The sequence below is a fragment of the Geobacillus sp. BK01 genome (assembly GCF_052220245.1).
In the GTDB taxonomy this organism is placed as follows: domain Bacteria; phylum Bacillota; class Bacilli; order Bacillales; family Anoxybacillaceae; genus Geobacillus.
Window position 1 is genome coordinate 1 of the sequence record NZ_JBQPTH010000005.1, and the last position, 25,075, is coordinate 25,075.

Sequence of the window (25,075 nt, forward strand, 5' to 3'; positions counted from 1 at the left end):
AATGCGGCCATCAATATCAAACATGAGGGCATGAAACGATTAGCGATAGTCTAACTTGTCCTCGAACCGTGGGGCACACGGGGATCGCTCGGTCAACTTCCCATCATGAGATGGGATTACCCGAGAAACCCCCACCTCTAAGCGAAGCGTAGGTGGTGGGAGTATGTCACTGCAACGCATCTATATGAAAAATAGGGGATTTCTCATCCCCACCATACGGTATTTGATCCTACGGGACGTTTCCTCGTTGTTCCCGATTTAGGGCTTAACCGGATCATTTTGTTTACACTGAATGCCGAAACAGGCGGACTGACTTCAAGACATTTGCCTTTTGGAACAACGCAGGAAGGGGCCGGACCGCGGCACATCTCTTTCCATCCAGTCTTGCCGTATGCGTATGTTGTGAATGAGCTTGATTCTACTGTCACGGTATATGCGTTTGAAAAAGAAAATGGACGGCTAACGATGAAACAAACGATACCGACCGTTCCTAGCCATGTTAATGGAAATACAGCGGCAGAAATCGCTGTCTCACCGTGCGGGCGTTTCGTATACGCGTCAAACAGGGGGCATAATAGCATCGCCATTTTTGCGGTGGATCAACAAACCGGTGAACTTTCCCCTATTGGCTGGGAGTCTACCAAAGGTGCGACTCCCCGATTTTTCACGTTTGATCCATTCGGAACGTTCCTGTACGTTGCGAATGAGGACAGCGATACGATCGTGGCCTTTAAAGTGGATGGCAAAACCGGCGAACTACAGCCTACCGGCTGGATTTTGGAGACAGAAAGCCCGGTATGTATTGTTTTCTCTTCCTTAAGGTGAGGAGCAAATGCTCTTACGCGTATAAAGCGGGAAAGAAGCGCGAACCACAAAACGGTTCGCGCTTTTGTCAGTACGCCCGGCATGGATGCGACGCTATAGGGTGGGAGTCCCGAACGGGGGCTGGCGAGCGCCTACCGTTAGCTGAAGACAAGGGTGTCCACCGCGAGGTGGAATCTGAAGGAAGCTGGAGGCAAACACTTGACCTGAGGTACACGAACCCAATGAGAGGCCGCCACAGTCGGACGAGTCTGCTGAACAAGACGAAGTCCTAAGCCGCCAAGGGCTGTGAAGGTAGATTGGGCAGGTGCATGAGTGGAAAGTGTCCATCCTTATCCGGGGAGGCCTGTACGACATGCCTTCTGACGATGGCAACCAGAAGTGCTGAACGTACAGGAGTCAGCAGAGGTCATAGTACTGGAGTAAGGGACGCCTGAAACAGGAAGGACCGAACGTCAACTCAGGGGTGAATCAGACTCTTTCGAGATGTTGCGTGCCAACCCAAACTGGAGCATATCGATGCCGGAACGAATTCATCGTGTCAACCAATACGTCATGGGATGGATCGGGTACTTTCGGCTCATCGAAACCCCGTCTGTCCTTCAGAACATCGAAGGATGGATTCGGAGAAGGCTTCGACTCTGTCAATGGCTTCAATGGAAACGGGTCAGAACCAGAATCCGTGAGTTAAGGGCGCTGGGATTGAAGGAAACAGCAGTGATGGAGATCGCCAATACCCGAAAAGGAGCTTGGCGAACAACGAAAGCGCCGCAACTCCACCAAGCCCTGGGCAAGACATACTGGACCGCTCAAGGACTCAAGAGTTTGACGCAACGATATTTCGGAGCTCCGTCAAGGTTGACGAATCGCCTAGTGCGGACCCGCATGCTAGGTGGTGTGAGGGGACGGGGGTTAGCCGCCCCCTCCTACTCGATTGGACATGGATCAAGCGGGGGAGATGCCTCGCTCGTCGCTTCGCTGTTGCGATCCAGAACGGACATTAACGGATGAGGAAGTAACAAACGTTCACGAACAAGTGATGAAAGCGGTTGAACAGCAATTTGGCGCGACATTGCGTGGATAAAACGAAGTCCCTATCCGGATGCATGAGCATTAGATAGGGTGTTTTTATTGTGAACGTCTTCATTGAATGGATGAAGGCTTACAACATTCAGACCAAGTATTACGCCGCATCAGATGTACTGCGTGAACCAGAGGTTAACATGCTAATTTGGATGTATATAGCTTGTTTTGCTGCATTTTTTATTTTTATTGAAAAAATAATCGCCTCGCCTCGAGAGAAAAATCGGTAAATAGAAAAGAGATGATGGTTTCATGTTCCCCAAACGCTTCTCTTTTTTTAAAAAATCCATCTTCTAATCCAAATACTTCAATCGTTTTATACAAAGGGTCAACAATCCAATATTCTTTTACGCCAAATTGTTCGTATAGTTTAAATTTTTCATTTCGATCTTTTAACGCTGTAGATGGAGAAAGAACCTCGACAACGAGTGTTGGGGCTCCTAAACAGCCGTTTGGTGTTAAGTTGTTTCGATTGCAAATGACAGAAATATCGGGTTGAACGACATGTTTTGCATATGTGTAGTCATCGTTTTCGGAGAGACGAACATCAAACGGAGCAATGGCAACGTAGCAATCTTTATTTTGAAAGTACGAACGAAATGCGAACGATAGTTCCATAACGGTAAACTGATGCTCCCACGTTGGGGAAGGGCTCATGTTGTAAGCTTTTCCATCAATAAGCTCCCAACGCCCATCCCATTGAATATAATCGGCATACGTATACAGTTTGGACGGTTCTGGATTCATCGGATCTCCCTCGCTTTTTTCATTATTATACCATATCCAAAACGGCAACGATTATTGAAGATAACAACTTGCAGTCGCGATGGCGGCTTGTGGTTGACTCGATAAGTTTGCAAAGCGGGCTGTCCGTAAGGCCAATGAAACTGGTCTTGCAGACAGCCCGTTGTCTTTTCTGCGGCGCTAGGCCGTGTCGATGGCGATGGAAGTTCCCGCGAATCGCCGATGCCATGTTGAAGGGCATCGAGGCCCGTTTACGGCCGTTTCGCCGCTTGTTCTTTTTGCCGCTGTTTCATGGCGCGGATGAGCTCTTCATCCGGCGTGACGTAGAGCGTTTGCTCGTGTTCGTAAATGACAAACCCCGGCTTGGCGCCGCTCGGTTTTTTGACATGGCGGATGCGCGTGTAGTCGACAGGCACGGATCCGGACTGGCGGGCTTTGCTGAAGTAGGCGGCCAAGTTCGCCGCCTCGAGGAGCGTCTCGTCGGACGGCTGCCTGCTCCGGATGACGACGTGCGAGCCAGGGATGTTTTTGACATGGAGCCAAATGTCGTCTTTGTGGGCGAGCTTCGTTGTCAAATAATCGTTTTGTTTGTTGTTTTTGCCGACCAATATTTCCGTGCCGTCGCTTGCGATGTAGCGATCCAGCTCGGGCGCGGTTGGTTTTCGCTTTTTCGTCCCTTTTGTCGCGCGCGGGCGCAAATAGCCTTGTTCGATGAGCTCATCGCGAATTTCCTCGACGTCTTTTGGCGCGGCGGTTTCGAGCTGGCTTAAAATCGTGTCGCAATAGGCGATGTCTTCTTTCGTCCGCTCGATTTGTTCTTGAACGACAGCAAGCGAGTTTTTCGCTTTTTGGTATTTTTGAAAGTATTGTTGCGCGTTGTCAGACGGCGATTTTTGCGGGTCGAGCGGAATGGTGATCGTGCCGCCGTTTTCGTCGTAGTAGTTTGCGACCTCGATTTCCGTCATGCCGCGCTTTGCGGCGTACAGGTGGGCGGTGAGCAGCTCGCCGTACAGCCGGTAAATGTCGGCTTGTTTCGCTTCCTCCAGCGTCTGTTCGAGCTTGAGGAGCTTTTTCTCGTTTTTTGCCTTTTCGTTCGCCATGAGCCGCTCGATGTCATGGGCTTGCTGCTTGACGCGGTCGCGCTCGGCCTTGCCGAAATAAAAGCGGTCCAATAGCCCGCTCGCGCTCGCCAACGGCTGGCCTTCGATTTGTAAGTGCTTAAGCGGCAACACGTAAAACCATTCTTTTTCCCCGTTCGTGTACATCATCGGGGCAAAGCGGCGGTGCCGAACGTCATCGATGAGCGCGAGAAAGCTGTTCGGCAGCGTCGCCCGGTTGGCGAGCCCGGCGCGGAACACGGCTTCGTTGGCGAACAGCGGCGAAATGCCGCTGAAGGCGGAGACAAGCTGCTGGGCGAGCTTGCCGGCGTGAAAGTCGAGTTTTTTCAGCACCGTTTCTTCGGTCGCCTCGAGCGGATTGAGTTTGCCGTGCGCCGGCGGGGCGACGTACGGATGCCCGGGGAGCACCGTCCGGTAGCGGTTGACCGATGGCGGCAAATGCTTCAAGCTGTCGATGATCGTGTTGGTTGACGCGTCGACTAGGATGATGTTGCTATGGCGGCCCATGATTTCGATCATGAGCCGCTTCGTTTGCACGTCGCCGAGCTCGTCGCGCCCTTTTGCGTCGATGATGATGATCCGGTCAAAGTCGACTTGGCGGACCGACTCGATGATGCTTCCTTCCAACTGTTTGCGCAGCCGCATGCAAAACATCGGCGGCTCGGGTGGATTGTCGTACGTTTCACTCGTCAAGTGGACGCGCGCGTACGTCGGGTGCGCCGACAGCAGCACTTTATGATTCTGGCCGCGGGCGCGCACAAGCATGACGATCTCATAGGCGGACGGCTGATGGATTTTCGTGATCCGCCCGCCTGCAAGCGCCTCGTTCAGTTCACCGGCAATGGCGTATGTCAACACTCCGTCAAAGGACATAGGAAACACCTTTCTATGTTGGTTGTCTGCTATTCCGATCTTACCACATGACGCGCTGTTTTGAACATTTCTTTGAACATTGCCTGAGCGCGGGCGGTGATGCAGGACGAAAAGGTTGCATCATGAATTGGCGCACTGCCTTTCTCTTATAAGGACAGGGCCGCGGCCAGCCGATGACGTCGGGCTGTTTAGGCCGTCAGACATTATGGCGGAGAGTTGATCATTTTTTCGGACAGGGATGAATAAGCATAAAAAAGCGGGAACAGTGCGCTGAAAAGATGGAAGGACGGAGGGAGACAAATGCAGTGGCATACGCTTGCGGCCAACGATGTTGCGCAAGAGGCAAAGACGAATGTCAGGACCGGGCTTACCGCGGCGGAGGCGGAAAAACGGCTGCGGCAGTTCGGGCACAATGAACTGGCGGAAGGAAAAGCGACGCCGGCGATCGTCGTCTTTTTCCGTCAGTTTCAAGATTTTATGGTGCTCGTGTTGCTGTTGGCGACGGTCGTTTCCGCGTTTTTAGGAGAGTATGTCGATGCCGTGGCGATTGTTGTGATCGTCATTATGAACGCCATTCTCGGGTTTATTCAGGAACGGCGGGCCGAGAAGTCGCTGGCCGCCTTAAAACGGTTGTCCGCCCCGCAGGCGGTTGTGCTGCGCGGCGGGGAGTGGGTGAAAATCCCGGCGCGCGATCTTGTCGTCGGCGATGTGGTGCGGCTGGCAAGCGGCGACCGGGTCGGGGCCGATGTCCGCCTGATCGAGGCGAGCGGACTGGAAATCGAGGAGTCGGCGTTGACCGGCGAATCGGTGCCCGCAGCCAAATCGGCTGCCCCGCTTCATACGGAGCAGGCGTCGCTCGGCGATTTGCACAATATGGCGTTTATGGGGACGCTGGTGACGAGAGGAAGCGGCATTGGCATCGTCATCGCAACGGGAATGAAAACGGCGATGGGGCAAATCGCGGCGATGCTCGAAGAGGCCGATGCCGGCATGACGCCGCTCCAGCGCCGGCTTGAGCAGCTTGGGAAAATTTTGCTTGTGGTCGCGCTAGCCTTGACGGCAGCGGTGGTGGCGGTCGGCGTTGTTCAAGGGCATGATATGTACGACATGTTTTTGGCCGGCGTATCGCTCGCGGTGGCGGCGATTCCGGAAGGATTGCCGGCCATCGTGACGGTCGTGTTGGCGCTCGGCGTGCAGCGGATGATCAAACGCAACGCCATCGTCCGCAAGCTCCCGGCGGTGGAAACGCTAGGCTGCGCCTCGGTCATTTGCTCCGACAAAACAGGAACGATGACGGAAAACATGATGACCGTCACACAAGTGTGGACGGGCGGGCGGACGTTTGCGGTCAGCGGCGTCGGGGTGGAAACGGACGGGAAGTTTTCCGAGCGCGGCCAGGCTGTGGATCCGAACCGCATCCCGGCGCTTCGCCGATTGTTGGTGATGGCGGCGCTTTGCAACGATTCGGAAGTAAAGGAAGAAGGCGGCCGCCGCTATGTCGACGGCGACCCGACCGAAGGGGCGCTGCTTGTCGCCGCTGAAAAGGCCGGGGTGACGAAAACGGAGCTGCTTCGCGATTATATCGTGGAACGGGAATTTCCGTTTGATTCGGAGCGAAAAATGATGACAGTCATCGTCCGCGACCGGAACGGACGGCGGTTTGTCGTGACGAAAGGGGCGCCCGATGTGCTGCTTGAGCGGGCGGACCGTCTTGAATGGAACGGCCGCGAGCAGGCGCTGACCCCGGCGTGGAAAGAGGCGGTCGAGAAGGCGGTGCACGGGATGGCGGCCTCGGCCTTGCGCACGATTGCCGTCGCATATCGGCCGCTCGCGGCAACGGAGCGGATTCAGTCGGAAAAGGAGGCGGAGACGAAGCTTCAGTTTCTCGGCGTCGCCGGCATGATCGACCCGCCGCGTCCTGAGGTGAAACAGGCGGTGGCGCGCTGCAAGGAGGCGGGGATGAAAACGGTGATGATCACCGGGGACCATGTGTTGACCGCAACGGCCATCGCCAAACAGCTTGGCGTGCTGCCGCCCGGCGGCAAGGTGATGGACGGAGCGGCGCTCTCGAAGCTGTCGGTCGATGAGCTCGAACGCGAGGTCGATGATATTTACGTGTTTGCCCGCGTCTCCCCGGAGCATAAGTTGAAAATTGTCAACGCCTTCAAGCGGCGTGGCCATATTGTCGCCATGACCGGCGACGGGGTGAACGATGCGCCGGCGTTGAAAGCGGCCGATATCGGCGTCGCGATGGGCCGGTCGGGGACGGAGGTGGCGAAAGAGGCGGCGTCGCTCGTGCTGCTTGATGACAATTTTGCGACGATTGAGGCGGCGATCGAAGAAGGACGAAACATTTACGAAAACATTCGCAAGTTTATCCGCTATTTGCTGGCGTCGAATGTCGGAGAAATTCTTGTCATGCTCTTTGCCATGCTGCTGGCGTTGCCGCTACCGCTCGTGCCGATTCAAATTTTATGGGTGAATCTCGTGACCGATGGATTGCCGGCCATGGCGCTTGGGCTTGACCGCCCGGAAGAAAATGTAATGAAGCGGCCGCCGCGCCGCCCGGATGAAGGGGTGTTCGCCCGCGGGCTCGGCTGGAAAATCATCAGCCGCGGCTTTTTGATCGGCATCGTCACGCTGGCTGCGTTTCTGACCGCGTATGAACGGAGCGGCGCGGATCTCGTTTACGCTCAGACGGCGGCGTTTGCGACGCTCGTGCTGGCGCAATTGATCCACGTGTTTGACTGCCGCTGCGACCGTTCGGTTTTTGACCGCAGTCCGTTCGGGAATATGTATCTCGTTGCGGCGGTGCTCGTGTCGCTTCTATTGCTGCTTGTGGTCATCTATTATCCGCCGCTTGGCGCTGTATTCCATACGAAACCGCTCGCGGTCATTGACTGGCTTCTCATCGTGGGCTTGTCCGCCTTGCCGACATTTTTGTTTGCCGGCTCGTTTTTCGCGAGAAAATAAATAGCGTGTATGGTATAATGAAAAAGGTGATAGAGGCACGCTCTATGACCTTTTCTTTTTCATCAACGACGCAACGGGTGTGATGGCATGGTTTACAGCATGACTGGTTTTGGCGCGAGCACGAAAAAAACGGATCGCTTGACGGTGGCGGTGGAAATGAAATCGGTCAACCACCGGTTTTGTGAAATTTCCATCCGCCTCCCTAGACAATGGCTCGTGTTTGAGGATAAAATAAAAAAAGCAATTTTGCCGTATGTGCGGCGCGGAAAAGTGGAAGTGTTCGTCACGATTGCCGGCGAGGGGCTTGTGAAACGGAACGTACATATCGATTGGGATTTGCTCGGCCAATATTGGAACGGTTTGCAGGAAGCGGCGAGGCGATTTTCCCTCGACGGCGGCGCGACGGCGGCTGACTTGCTTCGGCTCGATGGGGTGGTCGAAGTGGTCGAGGAGGAAGGGGCGAACGAGGAGGTGGAGCCGCTCCTGTTGGCGGCGGTGGAAGAAGCGGCAAAAGCGCTCGCCGCAATGCGCCGGCGCGAAGGGGAGGCGCTTGCTGCGGATTTGCGCGCCCGCCTTCATGAAGTCGAAGCCGGGGTGGAAGCCATTGAACAGCGGGCGCCGCTCGTCGTCGAGCAATACCGCGAGCGGCTTGCGCGCCGCCTGCGCGAATGGGCGCCTTCTCCGGTTGATGAAGCGCGCCTGCTCACAGAAGTGGCGGTGTTTGCCGAAAAGGCCGACATTCACGAGGAATTGAAACGCATCCGCAGCCATTTGTCACAAATGGCAGACGTGCTTAGGGCGGATGAACCGATCGGGCGGAAGCTTGACTTTTTCGTGCAGGAGTTAAACCGCGAAGTGAACACGATCGGCGCCAAGGCGAACGACAGCGTCATTGCCGCGCAAGTCGTCGAGATGAAAAGCGCGCTCGAGAAAATGCGCGAGCAAGTGCAAAACGTGGAGTAACCGTCGTTTAAAACGGCTTGCCGGCGGCAACAATAATGAGTATGGCAGGTGGGCGTGTCTTGATGATGAAATTTATTAATATCGGGTATGGAAACATGGTGTCGGCCGCCCGCATTATCACGATTGTCAGTCCTGATTCGGCGCCGATCAAACGGATGATCCAAGATGCGCGCGAAAACGGCAAGCTCGTCGACGCAACGCACGGCCGAAGGACGCGCGCGGTCATCATTACCGACAGCGACCACGTCATTTTATCGTCCGTGCAGCCGGAAACGGTGGCGAACCGCTTGTACGGAAGCGATGATTTTTCCGAGGAAGGGTAGGGTTTTCAACGTTGAGGAACGAACGAGGGTTGTTAATCGTCATGTCAGGGCCGTCCGGCGTCGGCAAAGGGACGGTGCGCAAGGCGCTGTTTTCGCGTCCTGACATCAAACTTCATTACTCAGTGTCGGTCACGACGCGCAAACCGCGGGAAGGCGAAGTGGAGGGCGTCGATTACTTTTTCCGGTCGCGCGAGCAGTTTGAACAAATGATCCGTGAAAACAAGTTGCTTGAGTGGGCGGAATACGTTGGCAACTATTACGGGACGCCGGTCGACTATGTGGAAAAAACGCTCGCCGAAGGGAAAGACGTGTTCTTGGAAATTGAAGTGCAAGGCGCCATGAAAGTGCGCCGCGCGTTTCCGGAGGCACTCTTTATTTTTCTTGCCCCGCCGAGCCTGTCGGAGCTCGAGAAGCGGATCATCGGGCGCGGCACCGAGTCGAAAGAGCTGGTGGAAAACCGGCTGCAGGCGGCGAAAGAGGAGCTCGAAATGATGGATGCGTACGACTATGTCGTCGAAAACGACGAAGTCGAGCTCGCCTGTGAGCGGATCAAGGCGATCGTCATCGCCGAACATTGCCGGCGTGAGCGCGTCGCCGAGCGGTATAAACGGATGTTGGGGGTGGAATGACGATGTTGTATCCTTCCATCGATTTGCTGATGCAAAAAGTGGACTCGAAATATAAGCTTGTCACAGTCGCAGCGAAACGGGCGCGCCAGCTTCAAGACGGCTCGGAGCTGATGGTGAAACAGCCGGTGTCGAAAAAGTTTGTCGGCCAGGCGCTCGAGGAAATTGCCGGCGACAAGGTCGAATTAGCGGAAGAGGAAAAATAACAACCTAGCTGTTAGGTTGTTATTTTTTTCAATATCGGGGGTGGCCAAAATGATCAAGGGGAAACATATTTTGCTTTGTGTAACCGGGGGAGTCGCCGCGTACAAGGCGGCGGCGCTGACAAGCCAGCTTACCCAGCGCGGCGCGGAAGTGAAAGTGATCATGACCGAAGGAGCGTGTCAGTTTATTGCGCCGCTTACGTTCCAAGCATTGTCGCGCCAAGAAGTATATGTCGACACGTTTGCGGAAAACGATCCGGCTGTCATCGCCCATATTGATTTGGCGGACTGGGCGGATCTCGTCCTCGTTGCGCCGGCGACGGCCAATACGATTGCCAAGCTGGCGGCGGGCATCGCCGACAATATGGCGACGACAACGATTTTGGCGACGAAAGCGCCCGTTTGGATCGCCCCGGCGATGAACGTCCACATGTACGAGCACCCGGCCGTCCAAGCGAACATCGAGCTGTTGCATCGGTTCGGGTACAGATTCATTGAGCCGTCGGAAGGCTATTTGGCGTGCGGTTACATCGGCAAAGGACGGCTTGAAGAGCCGGAAAAAATCATCGCCCATATCGAGCGCTTTTTCGCCGGCGACCCGCCGCTGTTTGGCGGAAAGCGCATTCTTGTCACCGCCGGGCCGACGCGGGAAAGGCTCGACCCGGTTCGTTATTTTTCCAACTATTCGAGCGGAAAAATGGGCTATGCCATCGCCGAAGCGGCCGCCCGCTTTGGGGCGGCGGTGACGCTCGTTTCGGGGCCGACGTCGCTTCCGGCGCCCGATTATGTTGAGACCGTGTCGGTCGAATCGGCCGCTGAGATGTATGAAGCGGTGATGGCCCGCTTTTCCGAAACAGACATTGTCATTAAAGCGGCCGCCGTGGCTGATTACCGGCCCAAGCATGTCGCGGCGGCAAAAATCAAAAAGCAGCCAGGCGGCTATGTCGTGGAGATGGAGCGGACAGTTGACATTTTAAAAACGCTTGGCGAGCGGAAAACAAGGCAAATTCTAGTCGGATTTGCGGCCGAAACGGACAACCTCGAACAATATGCGTTAAAAAAGCTCGAAGAAAAGCGGCTCGATATGGTCGTTGCCAACAATGTCGTGGAAGAAGGGGCGGGGTTTGCCGGCGATACGAACGTCGTCACGATCTTCCGCCGCGACGGCGCCGTCCGTCCGTTGCCGCTCATGACGAAACGGGAAGCGGCCGAGGAGATTTTAAAAGAAATTCACGCCTATATCGAGGGGATTCGATGAAAGTCGCATCGGTCATTGTCGATGTCCCGACGCGGCAAACGGACCGCCCGTTCGACTATTTGATTCCCGAGCGCTGGCGCGGCGTCATCCAGCCTGGCATGCGGGTGACAGTGCCGTTCGGGGCGCGGCGCCTGCAAGGATTTGTCATTGACGTAAAAGACCATTCCGAGATCAAACAGCTAAAGCCGATCGAACATGTGCTTGACGTCGTGCCGGTGCTTAATGAAGAACTTCTCGATTTGGGCCGCTATTTAACGGAAACGACGCTCTGTTTCGCCATTTCCGCGTACCAGGCGATGCTGCCGGCGGCGATGCGGGCAAAATATGAAAAAACGCTCCGGCTGACGGATGAGCGGAAGCGGGACGCGTTGCCGGATGAACTAAAGCTGCTGTTTGCCGACCGAATGGAAGCTGCTTGGAAAGACATTGAAGCCGCCGGCCTATGGCGGCCGGCGCAAAAAGCGGTGCAGCAAGGGGTGCTTGAAGCGGTTTACGAAGTAAAAGAAAAAGCGGGCAAGAAAACGGTGAAGCATGCCGCCCTCGCTGTTTCAACGGAACAAGCGAAGGACGCACTGGCGGCGCTGCCTTCAAGGCAAAAAGACGTGCTTTCGTTTTTGCTTGAAAAAGAGGAAGCAGTGCCGGTGGCCGAGCTGCAGGCGGCGCTTGGCGTTTCCTCCGCACCGCTTAAAGCGCTCGTCGATAAAGGATTCATTGTGATCAGCGATGTTGAAGTGTACCGTGATCCGTACAGGCACCGCACGTTTCAGCCGAGCGAGCCGCCGGCGCTCACCGAAGCTCAGGCCGGAGCGCTTGCAGCAATCACCGCTTCAGTGCGTGCCGGAGAGCATCGCACGTTTTTGCTTTACGGCGTCACCGGGAGCGGAAAAACGGAAGTGTACATGCGGGCGATTGACGAAGTATTGCGCCAAGGAAAAGAGGCGATTGTGCTTGTGCCGGAAATTTCACTGACGCCGCAAATGGTTGAGCGGTTTAAGGGGCGGTTCGGCCCGAAGGTGGCGGTGCTTCATAGCGGGCTGTCGATCGGCGAAAAATATGATGAATGGCGGAAAATCCACCGGAAAGAAGTGCAGCTCGTCGTCGGGGCGCGCTCGGCTGTGTTTGCCCCGTTTGAAAACTTAGGGATGATTATCATCGATGAAGAGCATGAGACGAGCTACAAGCAGGAAGAAATGCCGCGCTATCATGCGCGCGATGTCGCCATTTACCGCGCCCGCCGCCACGGCTGCCCGGTCGTGCTCGGCAGCGCCACTCCATCCTTAGAGACGTTCGCCCGCGCGGCGAAAGGGGTGTATGAGCTGCTTGAACTGCCGGAGCGGATTGCTGACGGCGGCATGCCGGACGTCCACGTTGTTGATATGCGTGAGGAGCTGCGCAGCGGCAATCGTTCGATGTTTTCACGCCGGCTGCTCGATGAGCTGCGCCTCCGGCTTGAACGCGGCGAGCAAGCGGTCTTGTTTTTAAACCGGCGCGGCTATTCGACGTTTGTCATGTGTCGCGGTTGCGGCTACGTCATCCGTTGCCCGCATTGCGACATTTCGCTTACGTACCATCGCGCCGGCGAGCGAATGAAATGTCATTATTGCGGGCATGAAGAGCCGCTCGTTCCCCGCTGCCCGGCGTGTGGGAGCGAGCATATCCGCTTTTTTGGCACCGGTACGCAAAAAGTGGAAGAGGAGTTGACGAAACTGCTGCCGACAGCGCGCGTCATCCGCATGGATGTCGATACGACCGGGCGCAAAGGGGCGCACGAAGAGCTTTTGTCCCGCTTTGCCGCCAAGGAAGCCGACATTTTGCTCGGCACGCAAATGATTGCCAAAGGGCTTGATTTTCCCGATGTGACGCTCGTCGGTGTGCTTGCGGCTGATACGATGCTTCATTTGCCCGATTTCCGCGCTGCCGAAAAAACGTTCCAACTGCTGACGCAGGTGAGTGGGCGCGCCGGACGGCACGAGCTGCCGGGCGAAGTCGTCATCCAGACGTACGCGCCCGACCACTACAGCATCGAACTTGCCGCCCGCCACGATTACCGCGCCTTTTACCGGCGGGAAATGATGATGCGCAAAGCGCACGGCTATCCGCCGTACTATTACTTAACGCTCATTACCGCCGCCCATGAAGAAGCGCCGGCTGCCGCCAAAGCGGCGGAAAAAATCGCCGCCTACTTGCGCAAACAACTGTCGGAAGACGCGGTTGTCCTCGGTCCGGTCGCCTCGACGATCGCTCGCCTTCATGATAGATATCGTTATCAATGCATGATAAAATACAAGCGGGAACCGAACGTAACGGCGGCGCTCAAGGCGGTCATCGACCGCTACCAGGCGGATGCCGCCCACGGCGGGGTCGCGATTACCGTCGATACGAATCCTTATATGATGATGTGAAAACGGAGGAATGACGTTGTCTGTATTGCCGATTATCACCTATCCTGCCCCGGTTTTGGAACAGCCGTGTGCGCCGGTGACGGCGTTTGACCGAGAACTCGCCCGGCTGCTTGACGATATGTATGAAACGATGCTGGCTGCCGACGGGGTCGGCCTGGCCGCACCGCAAGTCGGTATCGCCAAACAGATTGCCGTTGTTGATGTCGGTGATGAGCACGGCCGGATCGAACTCATCAATCCGGTTATTATGGAGACACGCGGCGAACAAATTGATGTCGAAGGCTGTTTGAGCTTTCCCGGCCTGTTTGGCGAAGTGCCGCGCGCGAAATTTGTGAACGTGCGGGCGCAAAACCGGCGCGGCCGTCCGTTTACGCTCGCCGCAACCGGCTTTTTGGCGCGCGCCTTGCAGCATGAAATCGACCATTTGCACGGTGTGCTGTTTACAACGAAAGTGATCCGCTACTGCGATCTTAAAGAATTGGAAGGATAGATGCCGATGACGAACATTGTGTTTATGGGAACGCCGGACTTTGCGGTGCCGGTTTTACGGCAGCTGCTTGATGACGGTTATCACGTTACGGCCGTTGTCACCCAGCCGGACAAGCCGAAGGGGCGAAAGCGCGTACCCGTTCCACCCCCGGTTAAGGTTGAGGCGCAAAAGTACGGCATCCCGGTGCTGCAGCCGACGAAAATTCGCGAGCCAGAACAGTATGAACAAGTGCTGGCGTTTGCACCTGATTTGATCGTGACGGCGGCGTTCGGGCAAATTTTGCCGAAAGCGCTGCTTGCGGCGCCGAAATACGGTTGCATCAATGTCCATGCCTCGCTTCTTCCCGAGCTGCGGGGCGGAGCGCCGATCCATTACGCCATTTGGCAAGGGAAAGAGAAAACAGGCGTCACGATTATGTATATGGCGGAAAAGCTTGACGCGGGCGACATGTTGGCGCAAGTCGAGGTGCCAATTCATGAAACGGATACCGTAGGCACACTGCATGATAAATTAAGCGCCGCCGGGGCTAAACTATTATCAGAAACGCTCCCGCTTTTATTGGCAGGTAAAATCGCGCCTGTTCCACAAGAGGAAGAGAAAGCGACATATGCCCCGAATATCCGGCGCGAACAAGAGCAGATTGACTGGACACAGCCCGGCGAGACGATTTACAACCATATTCGCGCCTTCCGCCCGTGGCCGGTCACGTATACGACGCATGACGGGAACGTTTGGAAAATCTGGTGGGGCGAAAAAGTGCCGGCGATCAGTTCGGCGCCGCCGGGCACGATTTTATCGCTTGAAGAAGACGGCATCGTCGTCGCCACCGGCAATGAGACCGCCATTAAAATTACCGAACTGCAGCCGGCCGGCAAAAAGCGGATGACCGCCAGCGAGTTTTTGCGCGGCGCCGGCAGCCGGCTGGCGGCCGGCATGAAGCTAGGAGAGGACAATGAACGTACGTGAACTTGCGCTGGATACGTTATTGGCTATTGAACAAAAAGGAGCCTACAGCCATCTGCAGTTGAATGACGCCATCCGGAAAGGGCGCCTTGACGGGCGCGATGCGGCGCTGCTGACGGAGATCGTATACGGCACCGTGCAGCGGCGTGATACGCTCGACTATTATTTAGCGCCATTTTTGCGCAAGGCGCGCCGGTTGGAGCTATGGGTGCGCGTGCTTCTCCGGTTGACGTTGTACCAAATGGTGTATTTGGACCGCGTCCCGGATCGCGCCGCCATCTTTGAAGCGGTGGAAATCGCCAAGCGCCGCGGCCATCGCGGCATCGCTTCGCTCGTCAACGGCGTCTTGCGCACGATCGGCCGCGAGGGGCTGCCTTCGCTTGATGCGATTATCGATTCCGAAAAGCGGCTTGCCGTCGCCACGAGCCACCCGGAATGGCTTGTCCGGCGCTGGATCAAGCAATATGGTCTGGAGGAGACGGCGCGCATGTGCGAGACAAACTTGCGTCCACCGCCATCGACCGCCCGCGTCAATCGGCTGCGGGCGACGGTGGAGGAGGCGCTTGACCGGCTGCGTGCTGAAGGCATGGAGGCTGTTCCCGGCCTTGTCGCCCCGGACGCCGTCCGCGCGGCAAAAGGAAACTTGGCGCATACGGAAACGTTTCGCTCCGGCTGGCTGACGATTCAAGATGAAAGCTCGATGCTTGTCGCTCGGGCGCTTGATCCGTCCCCTGGAGAGCGGGTGCTCGACTGCTGCGCGGCACCGGGTGGAAAAACGACCCATATCGCTGAGCGGATGGACGGCCGCGGTGAAGTTGTCGCCGTCGACGTTCACGAGCATAAAGTGAAGCTCATTGAGCAGCAGGCGCAAAGGCTCGGACTTGGCTGCATCACCGCTCTCGCTCTTGACAGCCGCCGGCTCGGCGAGCGGTTTGCCCCTGAGTCGTTTGATCGTATTTTAGTCGATGCGCCGTGCACCGGATTCGGCGTCATCCGCCGCAAACCGGAAATCAAATATACGAAAGGGAAGGATGATGTTGCGGCGCTTATTGAGGTGCAGCAAGCCATTTTGCGGGCGGCCGCCCCGCTGTTGAAAAAAGGCGGCACGCTCGTATACAGCACGTGTACCATCGAGCGCGAGGAAAACGAAGAGGCGATCGCCCGGTTTTTGGCCGATCACCCGGACTTTTCCCTCGACGACCGCCTCGCCGAGCGGATGCCGGATGCGGTGCGCCCTCATGTGCAAGCAGGCATGCTGCAGCTGTTGCCGCATTATTTTGATTCCGACGGGTTTTTTATCGCCCGGTTACGAAAGAAGGTGCAGTAAGTGGAAACGACCCATATGGCTGCCCGCCGATTGGCGGGGGAAACGCCGCTGCCATTGCCGTCAGTTTATTCGCTCACGCTTGATGAGTGGAAGGAGTGGCTCGCTGTCCATGGTGAGAAACCGTTTCGGGCCACACAAATTTACGAATGGCTGTATGAAAAGCGCGTCACCGATTTTGCCGAGATGACGAACTTGCCGAAGCGGCTGCGCGAACAGCTCGCGGCGTCGTTTTCGATCACGACGCTCAAAACGATCGTCAAGCAAACGTCCAAAGATGGGACGATCAAGTTTTTGTTTGAGCTTCATGACGGCTATTCGATCGAGACCGTGCTCATGCGCCATAACTACGGCAATTCGGTGTGCGTCACAACTCAAGTTGGCTGCCGCATCGGCTGCACGTTTTGCGCGTCGACGCTCGGCGGGCTGAAGCGTCATTTGGAAGCAGGTGAAATTGTCGCCCAAGTCGTACACGTGCAAAAGGCGCTCGATGAGACGAACGAGCGCGTCAGCAGCATTGTTGTGATGGGCATCGGTGAGCCGTTTGACAACTACGATGCGCTCATCAAGTTTTTACGCATCGTCAACCATCCGAAAGGACTGAATATCGGCGCCCGCCATATTACCGTGTCGACAAGCGGGATTATCCCAAAAATTTACCAATTTGCTGACGAAAAGATGCAGATCAATTTCGCCATTTCGCTGCATGCGCCAACAAACGAACTGCGGACAAAGCTGATGCCGATTAATAAGGCGTACCCGTTGCCAAAGCTGATGGAGGCGATCCGGTATTACATTGAAAAAACCGGGCGGCGTGTAACATTTGAATACGGACTGTTCGGCGGGGTGAACGACCAGCTCGAGCATGCCGAGCAACTAGCTGAACTGCTCAAAGGGTTGAAATGCCATGTAAACTTGATTCCGGTCAACTATGTGCCGGAACGCAACTATGTGCGCACGCCGCGCAGCCAAATTTTCGCCTTTGAACGGGCGCTGAAAGAGCATGGGATTAATGTCACCATTCGCCGCGAACACGGACATGACATCGATGCCGCCTGCGGACAGCTTCGCGCGAAGGAGCGAAAAGAAGAGACGAGGTGAACCGGATGCGAGCCGTTTTCCGAACGGATATCGGGCAGATTCGCGAGCATAATGAGGACAACGGGGGCGTATTTGCCAACCAGGACGGCCAATATTTAGCCGTTGTCGCCGATGGGATGGGGGGACACCGGGCCGGCGATGTGGCGAGCGCCATGGCAGTGGCGCATTTGCAAGAACAGTGGGAGCAAGCGCCAAGCGTTTCTTCGCCGGCCGAGGCGGAGCAGTGGTTGAAAGAGCATATCGAGGCCGCGAACGAACGCCTGTTTCGCCATGCGCTTTCCCATCCGGAATGCCAAGGGATGGGAACGACGGTCGTCGGCGCGATTTGCGCCGGCCCGTTTGCTACGATTGCCCATATCGGCGACAGCCGCTGCTATTTATTGAATCAAAACGGGATTCAACAGCTGACGGATGATCACTCCCTTGTCAATGAGCTTGTCAAAAGTGGGCAAATTTCCAAGGAAGATGCGGAGTACCATCCGCGCAAAAATGTGCTCCTGCGGGCGCTCGGCACCGAGCCGGTGGTGAAGATTGATGTCAAAACCGTCTCCATTGATGACGGCGATATGCTTCTTTTATGTTCTGACGGGCTATCAAACAAAGTACCGGAGGCGGACATCATACATATTTTGGCAGGCAGCGGCACACTTGAAGAGAAGGCCGCAGCGCTCATCGATTTAGCAAACGGGCGGGGCGGGGAAGATAACATTTCGCTGGCGGTCATCGATTTTTCAGCGGAACGTGAAAGTGGGTGATCGGCGTGCTCATCGGAAAGCGATTGAACGACCGCTATAAAATCATCAACCTTATCGGCGGCGGCGGTATGGCCAATGTGTATTTGGCCCGCGACATCATTTTGGAGCGCGATGTCGCCGTGAAAGTGCTCCGCCTCGATTTTGCCAACGACGACCAATTTATTAGGCGGTTTCGCCGCGAAGCGCAGGCGGCAACGAGCTTAAACCATGAACATATTGTTCCCATTTATGACGTTGGCGAAGAAGAAGGAATCTATTACATTGTCATGGAATATGTACGCGGCTCAACGCTCAAGCAATACATTCAGCAACACGCCCCGCTCTCGGTTGAACAGGCGCTTCGCATCATGGATCAGCTGACCTCGGCGATCGCTCATGCGCATGAGAACGGCATCATCCACCGCGACATTAAACCGCAAAACATTTTGCTCGACGAGCACGGCAATGTGAAAGTGACCGACTTCGGCATCGCCGTGGCGATGAGTGGAACGACGATCACGCAGACGAACTCGGTGCTCGGTTCGGTTCATTATTTGTCGCCGGAGCAGGCGCGCGGCGGTATTGCCACCGAAAAATCAGACGTTTACTCGCTCGGCATCGTCATGTTTGAGCTTGTCACCGGCCGGCTGCCATTTTCCGGCGAATCGGCTGTTTCGGTCGTGCTGAAGCACTTGCAGGCGGAAACACCGTCGCCGAAGGCGTGGAATCCGGAGATTCCGCAAAGTGTAGAAAACATTATTTTAAAAGCGATGGCGAAAGATCCATTTTACCGCTATCAATCGGCGCGCGAAATGAACGAGGATATCCGGACGGCGCTTGACCCGAGACGGCGCAATGAGGCGAAATTTATGATTCCCGATGATGACGAGGAAGCGACGAAAGCCATTCCGATTATGAAACGGCCGGAAAGCGCGGCGCTGGAGCAGGAGACGCTTGTTTATGAAGAAAAGGCGAATGAATCGGTGAAAGCGGACGACAGGCCGAAGCCGAAACGGAAGCGGGCTTGGATCGCCTGGCTTGCCGCCGCCGTGTTGTTGTTAGGCGCAGCTGGCGTGAGCGCGCTCACTTGGGTTCCCGGCCTCGTCTTTCCGAAAGACGTGACAATGCCCGACGTCATCAATAAAGATTATGATGAAGCGGTTGAACAGCTGTCGGCGCTCGGTTTGGAAATTCAAGATACGATCGATGTGGAAGATGATACAATAGAAGAAGGGAAAGTCGTGCGCACCGACCCGGAAGCCGGCATGACGGTGAAGCCGGGGGCCGGCGTCGTCATCTATAAGAGCATCGGGGAAAAGAAAATCGAGTTTCCGAGCTTTATCGGCGACGATATTTCTGCTGCCGAGGAGGAGCTGCGCGCAGAAGGGTTCACCCGCATTACGCGCAACGGCCGCCATAGCGATAAGCCGGAAGGGACGATTTTGGATCAATATCCGTATGCCGGCGATAAAGTCGTGCCCGGTGAAACCGAAGTGATGTTCACCGTCAGCCTCGGTCCGGAAAAAGTAACGCTCAAAGACTTGAGCGGCTATACAGAAAAAAGTGTGCGCGATTACGGTGAAGATCAAGGGTTGCGCATCGAAATACAATATGAGTACGCCGATGAAGTGCCGGAAGGGCTTGTCATCTCGCAAACCCCGGCCGCGAACGAGCAGGTGGAAAGAGGCGAGACAATTACGGTCGTCATTTCCCGCGGTCCGGAGCCGAAGCCGTCCAAAACGGTCATTAAAGAAATCACGATCCCGTACGAGCCGGCGGAAAACGGACGAATGGTCGAGGCCCAGCTTTACATTCAAGATGCGAATCATAATATGACAACGCCATATAAAACATACCGGCTGACAGGTCCGGCAACGGAGATCGTCGAGTTTGAAATCCCATATGGAGAGACGGCGTATTATCGCGTCATTGTCAACAATGTTGTCAAGGATGAAGGGTCGATTCCATATCCGGGAAATGATGGAAAAAAGGAGTGAAGCTATGGCAGAAGGACAAATCATTAAAGCGCTGAGCGGATTTTATTATGTCTTGTCCGAGGGCAATGTGTTTCAATGTCGCGGGCGCGGTGTGTTCCGCAAGCAAAAAGTAACGCCGCTTGTCGGCGATCGCGTTGTCTTTACAGCGACAAGCGAGACGGAAGGCTACATTTTGGACATTCGCGAGCGGCAAAATGAACTCATACGGCCGCCGGTCGCCAACGTCGAGCAGGCGATTTTAGTCTTTTCGGCCGTAAGCCCGGACTTTAGCGCCAAGCTGCTCGACCGCTTTCTCGTCTTAATTGAATCGAAAGAAATTGCCCCAGTTATCGTCATTAGCAAAATGGATTTGCTTGATGGCGAGGGGAAAGAAACGATCGCCCGCTATGTGCACGATTACCGGCGCATCGGCTATGAGGTGATTGAGACGTCGGCCGTCACCAGAGGCGGTCTTGATGAGCTGGCGACGCTTCTTTACGGCCGCATTTCCGTTTTCGCCGGGCAGTCGGGCGTCGGCAAGTCATCGCTGTTAAACGCGCTCTGCCCGGATTTGCAGCTAAAAACAGGCGATATTTCCTCCCATTTGGGGCGCGGCAAGCATACGACCCGCCACGTGGAGCTGCTTGAGGTGGCCGGCGGGCTTGTCGCTGACACTCCGGGGTTTAGCGCCCTCGAGTTTGACGAGATTGAACTTGACGAACTGCCAAACTATTTTCCGGAATTTCGTGCATACGGGGAAGGGTGCAAGTTCCGCGGCTGCCTTCACATCGCCGAACCGAAATGCGCGGTGCGCGAAGCGGCGGCGGCCGGGGATATTGCTCCGTACCGCTATGATCATTATTTAAGTTTTGTCGCTGAAATGAAAGAACGAAAGCCGAGGTATTGAACAATGATTCGGATTGCGCCATCGATTTTATCGGCCGATTTTGCCCGCTTGGCCGAAGAGATTCGTTCTGTGGAAGAAGGTGGGGCCGACTGGATTCATGTGGATGTGATGGACGGACACTTTGTGCCGAACTTGACGCTCGGTCCGCCGATTGTCGCCGCCATTCGTCCGGTGACAAAGCTGCCGTTGGACGTCCATTTAATGATCACGGATCCAGACCGGTATATTCCGGCATTTGCTGAGGCCGGGGCTGATCTCATTTCCGTCCATGTCGAGGCGTGTATGCATTTGCACCGGACGATTCACTTTATTAAAGAACAAGGCGTCAAGGCCGGGGTTGTGTTAAACCCGCATACGCCTGTTGACATGATCCGCCATGTCATCGCCGATGTCGATCTTGTCCTATTGATGACGGTCAACCCAGGTTTTGGCGGACAGGCGTTTATTCCGGCTGTTGTGCCGAAAATCCGCGAGGTCGCCCGGATGGCTGATGAGCAAAACAAAGCGGTTGACATCGAGGTGGATGGCGGCATCAACGCGAAAACGGCGCCGCTTTGCGTCGAAGCCGGAGCGAATGTGCTTGTTGCCGGGTCGGCCATTTACAATAAAGCGGACCGGGCGGCGGCCATTCGCGCCCTTCGCGAAGCGTGCGCCAAGTAGCGCCAAGGGCGTCGGTGAACGTTGTATCAGTGCGTGGTATTCGCCCTTTCATAACTGATCCGGCCTTTAACCAACAATGCTTGGCTATAGGCGCGATCAGGGACAAAAAGAAGGCATAGGAGGGCGGCGGTTGCCATTGCGAAAGGCAAAGGGGGGAGGGAGAATGGTCATCCATATCGTCGGCGGCGGCCCGCGCGGGCTTCTCCCTGACTTGCGCTCTTATGACGGGAAGGACGTGCGCTGGGTCGGCGTCGATCGCGGCACAGCGGCGTTGCTTGAAGCCGGTCTTCGGCCGGTGCGTGCGTTTGGCGACTTCGATTCGCTGCCGGGCGAAGACGTTGCCAGGCTGCAGCAGATGTTGCCCGATCTTGACATATGGCCGGCGGAAAAGGACAAAACGGATATGGAGATCGCCCTTGACTGGGCGGTTGAACAGACGGCCCGCTGCATCCGCCTGTTCGGTGCGACCGGCGGGCGGCTTGATCATTTGTTTGGCAACGTCGAGCTGCTGTTGAAATACGCCGGCCGGCTCATTGAAATCGTCGACCGGCAAAACGTGCTGACCGTTCATCTGCCTGGCACGTATACGGTGATGCATGACGCGCGGTACCGCTACGTATCGTACATCCCGGTTTCTGAAATGGTGACAGGACTCACGCTCATCGGATTTAAATATCCGTTAACAAACTGTCATATTTCCCGCGGCTCCACACTATGTATTAGTAACGAACTTATCCAATCTTCCGGTACTTTTTCGTTTTCTGAAGGCATATTAATGATGATAAGGAGCAGCGATGTCAGCTGCCCGTAGTCGCGATTGGCCCATTTAGGAATATAATGGATAAGGAAATGGCGGGAAGCTCGTTATGATGGGTGTGAGGAGGGAATCGGGATGAAGTTTTATACAATTAAGCTGCCGAAGTTTTTAGGCGGGATTGTGCGGGCGATGTTGAACGCATTTAAAAAAGGATAAGAAAAAAGCACCATTTTTGGTGCTTTTTTTGTTGAACGGTTAGACGCGTTTAATTTTCCCGGATTTCAGTGCGCGTGCCGAAACCCAGACGCGTTTCGGTTTGCCGTCGACTAAAATGCGCACTTTTTGCAAGTTGGCTTTCCATGTGCGGCGGTTGGCATTCATAGCGTGCGAACGCGTGTTGCCGAACGATTTTTTCTTGCCGGTGACAAAGCATTTCGCCATTCGTTTTCCCTCCTTGCTTTAACATCCCTCTAAAAACACTATTATAATGTATCATACAACCGAAAGGATTGCAATAGACGCGCCTTTTCCCTTTCAAGAAAATGTCCTTGACATATATTTCAGTTTTCGGCTAAATAATACTAGTGGGCGGCCGGTGCGCTTTGAAAACGGTAAGCGTTATAGTACAATAAGGGTAGCTGTGCGATGATACGAAAAAGGGGGAACGAGCATGTCGATCGAATGGCAAACAAAATACGGGCGCATTGAAATCGCTAATGACGTCATTGCCATGATTGCGGGGGGAGCGGCCGTCGACTGTTACGGCATTGTTGGAATGGCGTCCAAAAACCAAATCCGCGACGGGTTATCGGAAATTTTGCGCCGCGAAAACTTCTCCAAAGGGGTCATCGTCCGGGAGGAAAACGGCGAAGTGCATATCGATATGTACATCATCGTCAGCTATGGGACGAAAATTTCCGAGGTTGCCCATAACGTACAGTCAAAAGTGAGGTATACGCTCGATCAAACGCTCGGATTGGCGGTTCAGTCGATCAACATTTACGTTCAAGGGGTTCGGGTGACGAATCCGTAGTAAGGAGGAGTTAGTCGGTGACAATGAGGACGCTTGACGGAAGACGGTTTGCCGATATGGTGCAACAAGGAGCGGCACACTTGGCGAACAATGCCAAAGCGGTCGATGCGCTGAACGTCTTTCCGGTTCCAGATGGCGATACAGGAACAAACATGAACTTGTCGATGACGTCCGGGGCGAAAGAAGTGGAGGCAAACGCCTCGAACCATATCGGCAACGTCGCCGCGGCGCTGGCGAAAGGATTGTTGATGGGGGCGCGCGGCAATTCCGGCGTCATTTTGTCGCAGCTGTTCCGCGGGTTTGCCAAGGCAGTCGAAGGCAAACAACAAGTGGATGGCTTCGAATTCGCCGCGGCGTTGCAAGCCGGGGTTGATACAGCCTACAAGGCGGTTATGAAGCCGGTCGAAGGAACGATTCTCACCGTGGCGAAAGAGGCGGCGCGCAAGGCGATTGAAACGGCAAAAAAAGAGCGCGATGTCGTCGCGGTGATGGAAGCGGCGCTCGCCGAGGCAAAGGCAGCGTTGCAACGCACGCCGGAGCTGCTGCCCGTTCTCAAGGAAGTCGGGGTTGTTGACAGCGGCGGCCAAGGGCTCGTATATGTGTATGAAGGATTTCTCGCCGCTTTGAAAGGGGAAGCCGTCAGCGCCGCTCCCGTTGAAGTGCCGATGGAAGAGCTCGTGAAAATGGCGCACCATCAAAGCGCGCAAAGCCATATTCATACCGATGAAATCGAGTTTGGCTATTGTACGGAATTTATGGTTCGGTTTGAGGCGGACAAGCTGGTGCAGCATCCGTTTTCCGAAGAGACGTTTCGCCGCGACTTAAGCCGGTTTGGTGATTCGTTGCTTGTCGTTGCCGACGACGAGCTTGTCAAAGTCCACATCCATTCGGAAACGCCGGGTGAAGTGCTGACCTACGGTCAGCGCTATGGAAGCCTCATCAAAATTAAAATTGAAAACATGCGCGAGCAGCATGCCAACATCGTCGGCAAAGAGGCGGAAACGTCATCCCGCACCGCGGGGAAAACGAAGCCATACGGCATCGTGGCGGTTGCGATGGGCGCCGGCGTGGCCGAACTGTTTCGAAGCATCGGAGCACATGAGGTAATTGAAGGCGGGCAGACGATGAATCCAAGCACGGAAGAAATCGCCGACGCCATCCGCCGCGCCAACGCGGAAACGGTGTTTGTGTTGCCGAACAACAAAAACGTTGTGATGGCGGCCAAGCAGGCGGCGGAACTTTCGGAACGGCGCGTGATTGTCATCCCGTCGAAAACCGTTCCGCAAGGTATGGCGGCGCTTTTAGCCTTCAGTCCGGCGCAATCGGCTGAGCAAAATGAACGGGCGATGATGGCGGCGCTTTCAAAGGTGAAAACAGGGCAAGTGACGGTTTCCGTGCGCGATACAACGATCGATGGCATCGAGATTCAAAAAGGCGATTACATGGGGCTGTTTGACAACCGCATTATCGTCGCCGACAAGGACAAGATCGCGGTCACGAAGCAGCTGCTTGACGCGCTGATCGACGAGGAAAGCGAAATCGTCACCATCCTATACGGTGAAGATGCGACCGAAGTAGAAGTGGAAACGATCGTTGCCTATCTTGAAAAGGAACATGACGAAGTGGAAGTCGAAGTGCATAACGGCCAACAGCCGCTATACCCGTTTGTCATTTCTGTTGAGTAATATGGTAAGATAATAGAAGGGAGAATTCCCTTCTATATTTTTCTACACGAACGGGGG

Annotated in this window: 24 protein-coding genes and 1 pseudogene; 22 read left to right on the plus strand and 3 right to left on the minus strand. The window is 55.3% G+C overall.

Going from position 1 to position 25,075, the window contains the following annotated elements; genetic code table 11:
• The first annotated feature begins 198 nt into the window (after nucleotides 1-198).
• The 3 genes and pseudogenes from ACTVDO_RS07050 to ACTVDO_RS07060 form a co-directional block, all read left to right on the plus strand.
• A complete protein-coding gene (locus ACTVDO_RS07050; RefSeq protein ID WP_442901324.1) occupies nucleotides 199-825 on the plus strand; it encodes a lactonase family protein in 627 nt (208 codons plus the stop codon).
• A gap of 552 nt (nucleotides 826-1,377) precedes the next feature.
• A complete protein-coding gene (locus ACTVDO_RS07055; protein ID WP_235183463.1) occupies nucleotides 1,378-1,833 on the plus strand; it encodes a group II intron maturase-specific domain-containing protein in 456 nt (151 codons plus the stop codon).
• Nucleotides 1,793-1,906 (plus strand): annotated as a pseudogene (locus ACTVDO_RS07060) (hypothetical protein); the annotation flags it as partial. The gene ACTVDO_RS07055 and the pseudogene ACTVDO_RS07060, both read left to right, overlap by 41 nt.
• Nucleotides 1,907-2,091: 185 nt before the next feature.
• Here ACTVDO_RS07060 and ACTVDO_RS07065 read toward each other — a convergent pair.
• Both ACTVDO_RS07065 and ACTVDO_RS07070 read right to left on the minus strand, forming a co-directional pair.
• Nucleotides 2,092-2,652: a Uma2 family endonuclease gene (locus tag ACTVDO_RS07065; protein ID WP_020959289.1), complete on the minus strand. Its 561-nt coding sequence runs from the start codon at nucleotides 2,650-2,652 to the stop codon at nucleotides 2,092-2,094.
• Between the two features lie 248 nt (nucleotides 2,653-2,900).
• The gene (locus ACTVDO_RS07070; RefSeq protein ID WP_442901266.1) at nucleotides 2,901-4,640 is read right to left on the minus strand and encodes an Rqc2 family fibronectin-binding protein; all 1,740 of its coding nucleotides are present in this window, start codon (nucleotides 4,638-4,640) and stop codon (nucleotides 2,901-2,903) included.
• Nucleotides 4,641-4,940: 300 nt separating this feature from the next.
• Here ACTVDO_RS07070 and ACTVDO_RS07075 point away from each other — a divergent pair, with 300 nt between their 5' ends.
• From ACTVDO_RS07075 to spoVM, 17 genes are all read left to right on the plus strand, one after another.
• Nucleotides 4,941-7,613 (plus strand): calcium-translocating P-type ATPase, SERCA-type, encoded by a 2,673-nt coding sequence (locus ACTVDO_RS07075; protein ID WP_442901267.1) that lies wholly within the window; start codon nucleotides 4,941-4,943, stop codon nucleotides 7,611-7,613.
• 87 nt (nucleotides 7,614-7,700) lie between these two features.
• Nucleotides 7,701-8,576, plus strand: coding sequence for a YicC/YloC family endoribonuclease (locus ACTVDO_RS07080; RefSeq protein WP_020959292.1), 876 nt, complete (start codon nucleotides 7,701-7,703; stop codon nucleotides 8,574-8,576).
• Between the two features lie 59 nt (nucleotides 8,577-8,635).
• On the plus strand, nucleotides 8,636-8,899 hold the full coding sequence (remA, locus tag ACTVDO_RS07085; protein ID WP_041267737.1) for an extracellular matrix/biofilm regulator RemA: 264 nt from the start codon (nucleotides 8,636-8,638) through the stop codon (nucleotides 8,897-8,899).
• A gap of 11 nt (nucleotides 8,900-8,910) precedes the next feature.
• Nucleotides 8,911-9,528, plus strand: a complete 618-nt coding sequence (gene gmk / locus ACTVDO_RS07090) for a guanylate kinase (protein WP_071990875.1) — start codon at nucleotides 8,911-8,913, stop codon at nucleotides 9,526-9,528.
• A 2-nt stretch (nucleotides 9,529-9,530) separates the two neighbouring features.
• Complete coding sequence (gene rpoZ, locus ACTVDO_RS07095; protein WP_041267738.1) at nucleotides 9,531-9,731, plus strand: DNA-directed RNA polymerase subunit omega; 201 nt, start codon at nucleotides 9,531-9,533, stop codon at nucleotides 9,729-9,731.
• A gap of 49 nt (nucleotides 9,732-9,780) precedes the next feature.
• Nucleotides 9,781-10,986, plus strand: coding sequence for a bifunctional phosphopantothenoylcysteine decarboxylase/phosphopantothenate--cysteine ligase CoaBC (gene coaBC, locus ACTVDO_RS07100; RefSeq protein WP_020959296.1), 1,206 nt, complete (start codon nucleotides 9,781-9,783; stop codon nucleotides 10,984-10,986).
• The gene (gene priA / locus ACTVDO_RS07105) at nucleotides 10,983-13,388 is read left to right on the plus strand and encodes a primosomal protein N' (protein WP_442901268.1); all 2,406 of its coding nucleotides are present in this window, start codon (nucleotides 10,983-10,985) and stop codon (nucleotides 13,386-13,388) included. Before coaBC ends, priA begins: the two co-directional genes overlap by 4 nt.
• Before the next feature lie 16 nt (nucleotides 13,389-13,404).
• The gene (gene def / locus ACTVDO_RS07110) at nucleotides 13,405-13,878 is read left to right on the plus strand and encodes a peptide deformylase (protein WP_023817556.1); all 474 of its coding nucleotides are present in this window, start codon (nucleotides 13,405-13,407) and stop codon (nucleotides 13,876-13,878) included.
• A gap of 6 nt (nucleotides 13,879-13,884) precedes the next feature.
• Nucleotides 13,885-14,844: a methionyl-tRNA formyltransferase gene (fmt, locus tag ACTVDO_RS07115; protein ID WP_020959299.1), complete on the plus strand. Its 960-nt coding sequence runs from the start codon at nucleotides 13,885-13,887 to the stop codon at nucleotides 14,842-14,844.
• On the plus strand, nucleotides 14,831-16,168 hold the full coding sequence (gene rsmB / locus ACTVDO_RS07120; protein WP_020959300.1) for a 16S rRNA (cytosine(967)-C(5))-methyltransferase RsmB: 1,338 nt from the start codon (nucleotides 14,831-14,833) through the stop codon (nucleotides 16,166-16,168). Before fmt ends, rsmB begins: the two co-directional genes overlap by 14 nt.
• A 15-nt stretch (nucleotides 16,169-16,183) precedes the next feature.
• On the plus strand, nucleotides 16,184-17,266 hold the full coding sequence (gene rlmN, locus ACTVDO_RS07125; protein ID WP_051391585.1) for a 23S rRNA (adenine(2503)-C(2))-methyltransferase RlmN: 1,083 nt from the start codon (nucleotides 16,184-16,186) through the stop codon (nucleotides 17,264-17,266).
• Between the two features lie 5 nt (nucleotides 17,267-17,271).
• Complete coding sequence (locus ACTVDO_RS07130) at nucleotides 17,272-18,021, plus strand: Stp1/IreP family PP2C-type Ser/Thr phosphatase (RefSeq protein ID WP_041267875.1); 750 nt, start codon at nucleotides 17,272-17,274, stop codon at nucleotides 18,019-18,021.
• A 5-nt stretch (nucleotides 18,022-18,026) separates the two neighbouring features.
• Nucleotides 18,027-19,997 carry a Stk1 family PASTA domain-containing Ser/Thr kinase gene (gene pknB / locus ACTVDO_RS07135; RefSeq protein ID WP_442901269.1) on the plus strand — a complete coding sequence of 657 codons (1,971 nt, stop codon included), beginning with the start codon at nucleotides 18,027-18,029 and terminating at the stop codon, nucleotides 19,995-19,997.
• 4 nt (nucleotides 19,998-20,001) lie between these two features.
• Nucleotides 20,002-20,883, plus strand: coding sequence for a ribosome small subunit-dependent GTPase A (rsgA, locus tag ACTVDO_RS07140; protein WP_442901270.1), 882 nt, complete (start codon nucleotides 20,002-20,004; stop codon nucleotides 20,881-20,883).
• A gap of 3 nt (nucleotides 20,884-20,886) precedes the next feature.
• Nucleotides 20,887-21,543 (plus strand): ribulose-phosphate 3-epimerase, encoded by a 657-nt coding sequence (gene rpe / locus ACTVDO_RS07145; protein ID WP_020959305.1) that lies wholly within the window; start codon nucleotides 20,887-20,889, stop codon nucleotides 21,541-21,543.
• A gap of 163 nt (nucleotides 21,544-21,706) precedes the next feature.
• Nucleotides 21,707-22,354, plus strand: a complete 648-nt coding sequence (locus ACTVDO_RS07150) for a thiamine diphosphokinase (protein WP_020959306.1) — start codon at nucleotides 21,707-21,709, stop codon at nucleotides 22,352-22,354.
• An 81-nt stretch (nucleotides 22,355-22,435) separates the two neighbouring features.
• Nucleotides 22,436-22,516, plus strand: a complete 81-nt coding sequence (spoVM, locus tag ACTVDO_RS07155; RefSeq protein WP_017437127.1) for a stage V sporulation protein SpoVM — start codon at nucleotides 22,436-22,438, stop codon at nucleotides 22,514-22,516.
• A gap of 39 nt (nucleotides 22,517-22,555) precedes the next feature.
• On the opposite strand, the gene rpmB is transcribed toward spoVM, so the two are convergent.
• A complete protein-coding gene (gene rpmB, locus ACTVDO_RS07160) occupies nucleotides 22,556-22,741 on the minus strand; it encodes a 50S ribosomal protein L28 (protein WP_008878630.1) in 186 nt (61 codons plus the stop codon).
• 229 nt (nucleotides 22,742-22,970) lie between these two features.
• Between rpmB and ACTVDO_RS07165 the strand changes: the two genes are divergently transcribed.
• Entirely contained in the window at nucleotides 22,971-23,333 is a 363-nt protein-coding gene (locus ACTVDO_RS07165; RefSeq protein WP_020959307.1) for an Asp23/Gls24 family envelope stress response protein, read from the plus strand.
• A gap of 17 nt (nucleotides 23,334-23,350) precedes the next feature.
• On the plus strand, nucleotides 23,351-25,018 hold the full coding sequence (locus ACTVDO_RS07170) for a DAK2 domain-containing protein (protein WP_442901271.1): 1,668 nt from the start codon (nucleotides 23,351-23,353) through the stop codon (nucleotides 25,016-25,018).
• The last annotated feature ends 57 nt before the right edge of the window (nucleotides 25,019-25,075 follow it).

Bases quoted from the DNA above. Each gene is read 5' to 3' on its own strand.
- ACTVDO_RS07130 (WP_041267875.1), top strand. From the start codon at position 17,272: ATGCGAGCCGTTTTCCGAACGGATATCGGGCAGATTCGCGAGCATAAT.
- rpmB (WP_008878630.1), bottom strand. From the start codon at position 22,741: ATGGCGAAATGCTTTGTCACCGGCAAGAAAAAATCGTTCGGCAACACG.
- ACTVDO_RS07150 (WP_020959306.1), top strand. From the start codon at position 21,707: ATGGTCATCCATATCGTCGGCGGCGGCCCGCGCGGGCTTCTCCCTGAC.
- ACTVDO_RS07055 (WP_235183463.1), top strand. From the start codon at position 1,378: ATGGGATGGATCGGGTACTTTCGGCTCATCGAAACCCCGTCTGTCCTT.
- priA (WP_442901268.1), top strand. From the start codon at position 10,983: ATGAAAGTCGCATCGGTCATTGTCGATGTCCCGACGCGGCAAACGGAC.
- rpe (WP_020959305.1), top strand. From the start codon at position 20,887: ATGATTCGGATTGCGCCATCGATTTTATCGGCCGATTTTGCCCGCTTG.
- coaBC (WP_020959296.1), top strand. From the start codon at position 9,781: ATGATCAAGGGGAAACATATTTTGCTTTGTGTAACCGGGGGAGTCGCC.
- ACTVDO_RS07080 (WP_020959292.1), top strand. From the start codon at position 7,701: ATGGTTTACAGCATGACTGGTTTTGGCGCGAGCACGAAAAAAACGGAT.
- ACTVDO_RS07065 (WP_020959289.1), bottom strand. From the start codon at position 2,652: ATGAATCCAGAACCGTCCAAACTGTATACGTATGCCGATTATATTCAA.
- fmt (WP_020959299.1), top strand. From the start codon at position 13,885: ATGACGAACATTGTGTTTATGGGAACGCCGGACTTTGCGGTGCCGGTT.
- rsmB (WP_020959300.1), top strand. From the start codon at position 14,831: ATGAACGTACGTGAACTTGCGCTGGATACGTTATTGGCTATTGAACAA.
- rlmN (WP_051391585.1), top strand. From the start codon at position 16,184: ATGGCTGCCCGCCGATTGGCGGGGGAAACGCCGCTGCCATTGCCGTCA.
- ACTVDO_RS07070 (WP_442901266.1), bottom strand. From the start codon at position 4,640: ATGTCCTTTGACGGAGTGTTGACATACGCCATTGCCGGTGAACTGAAC.
- rpoZ (WP_041267738.1), top strand. From the start codon at position 9,531: ATGTTGTATCCTTCCATCGATTTGCTGATGCAAAAAGTGGACTCGAAA.
- spoVM (WP_017437127.1), top strand. From the start codon at position 22,436: ATGAAGTTTTATACAATTAAGCTGCCGAAGTTTTTAGGCGGGATTGTG.
- rsgA (WP_442901270.1), top strand. From the start codon at position 20,002: ATGGCAGAAGGACAAATCATTAAAGCGCTGAGCGGATTTTATTATGTC.
- ACTVDO_RS07165 (WP_020959307.1), top strand. From the start codon at position 22,971: ATGTCGATCGAATGGCAAACAAAATACGGGCGCATTGAAATCGCTAAT.
- ACTVDO_RS07075 (WP_442901267.1), top strand. From the start codon at position 4,941: ATGCAGTGGCATACGCTTGCGGCCAACGATGTTGCGCAAGAGGCAAAG.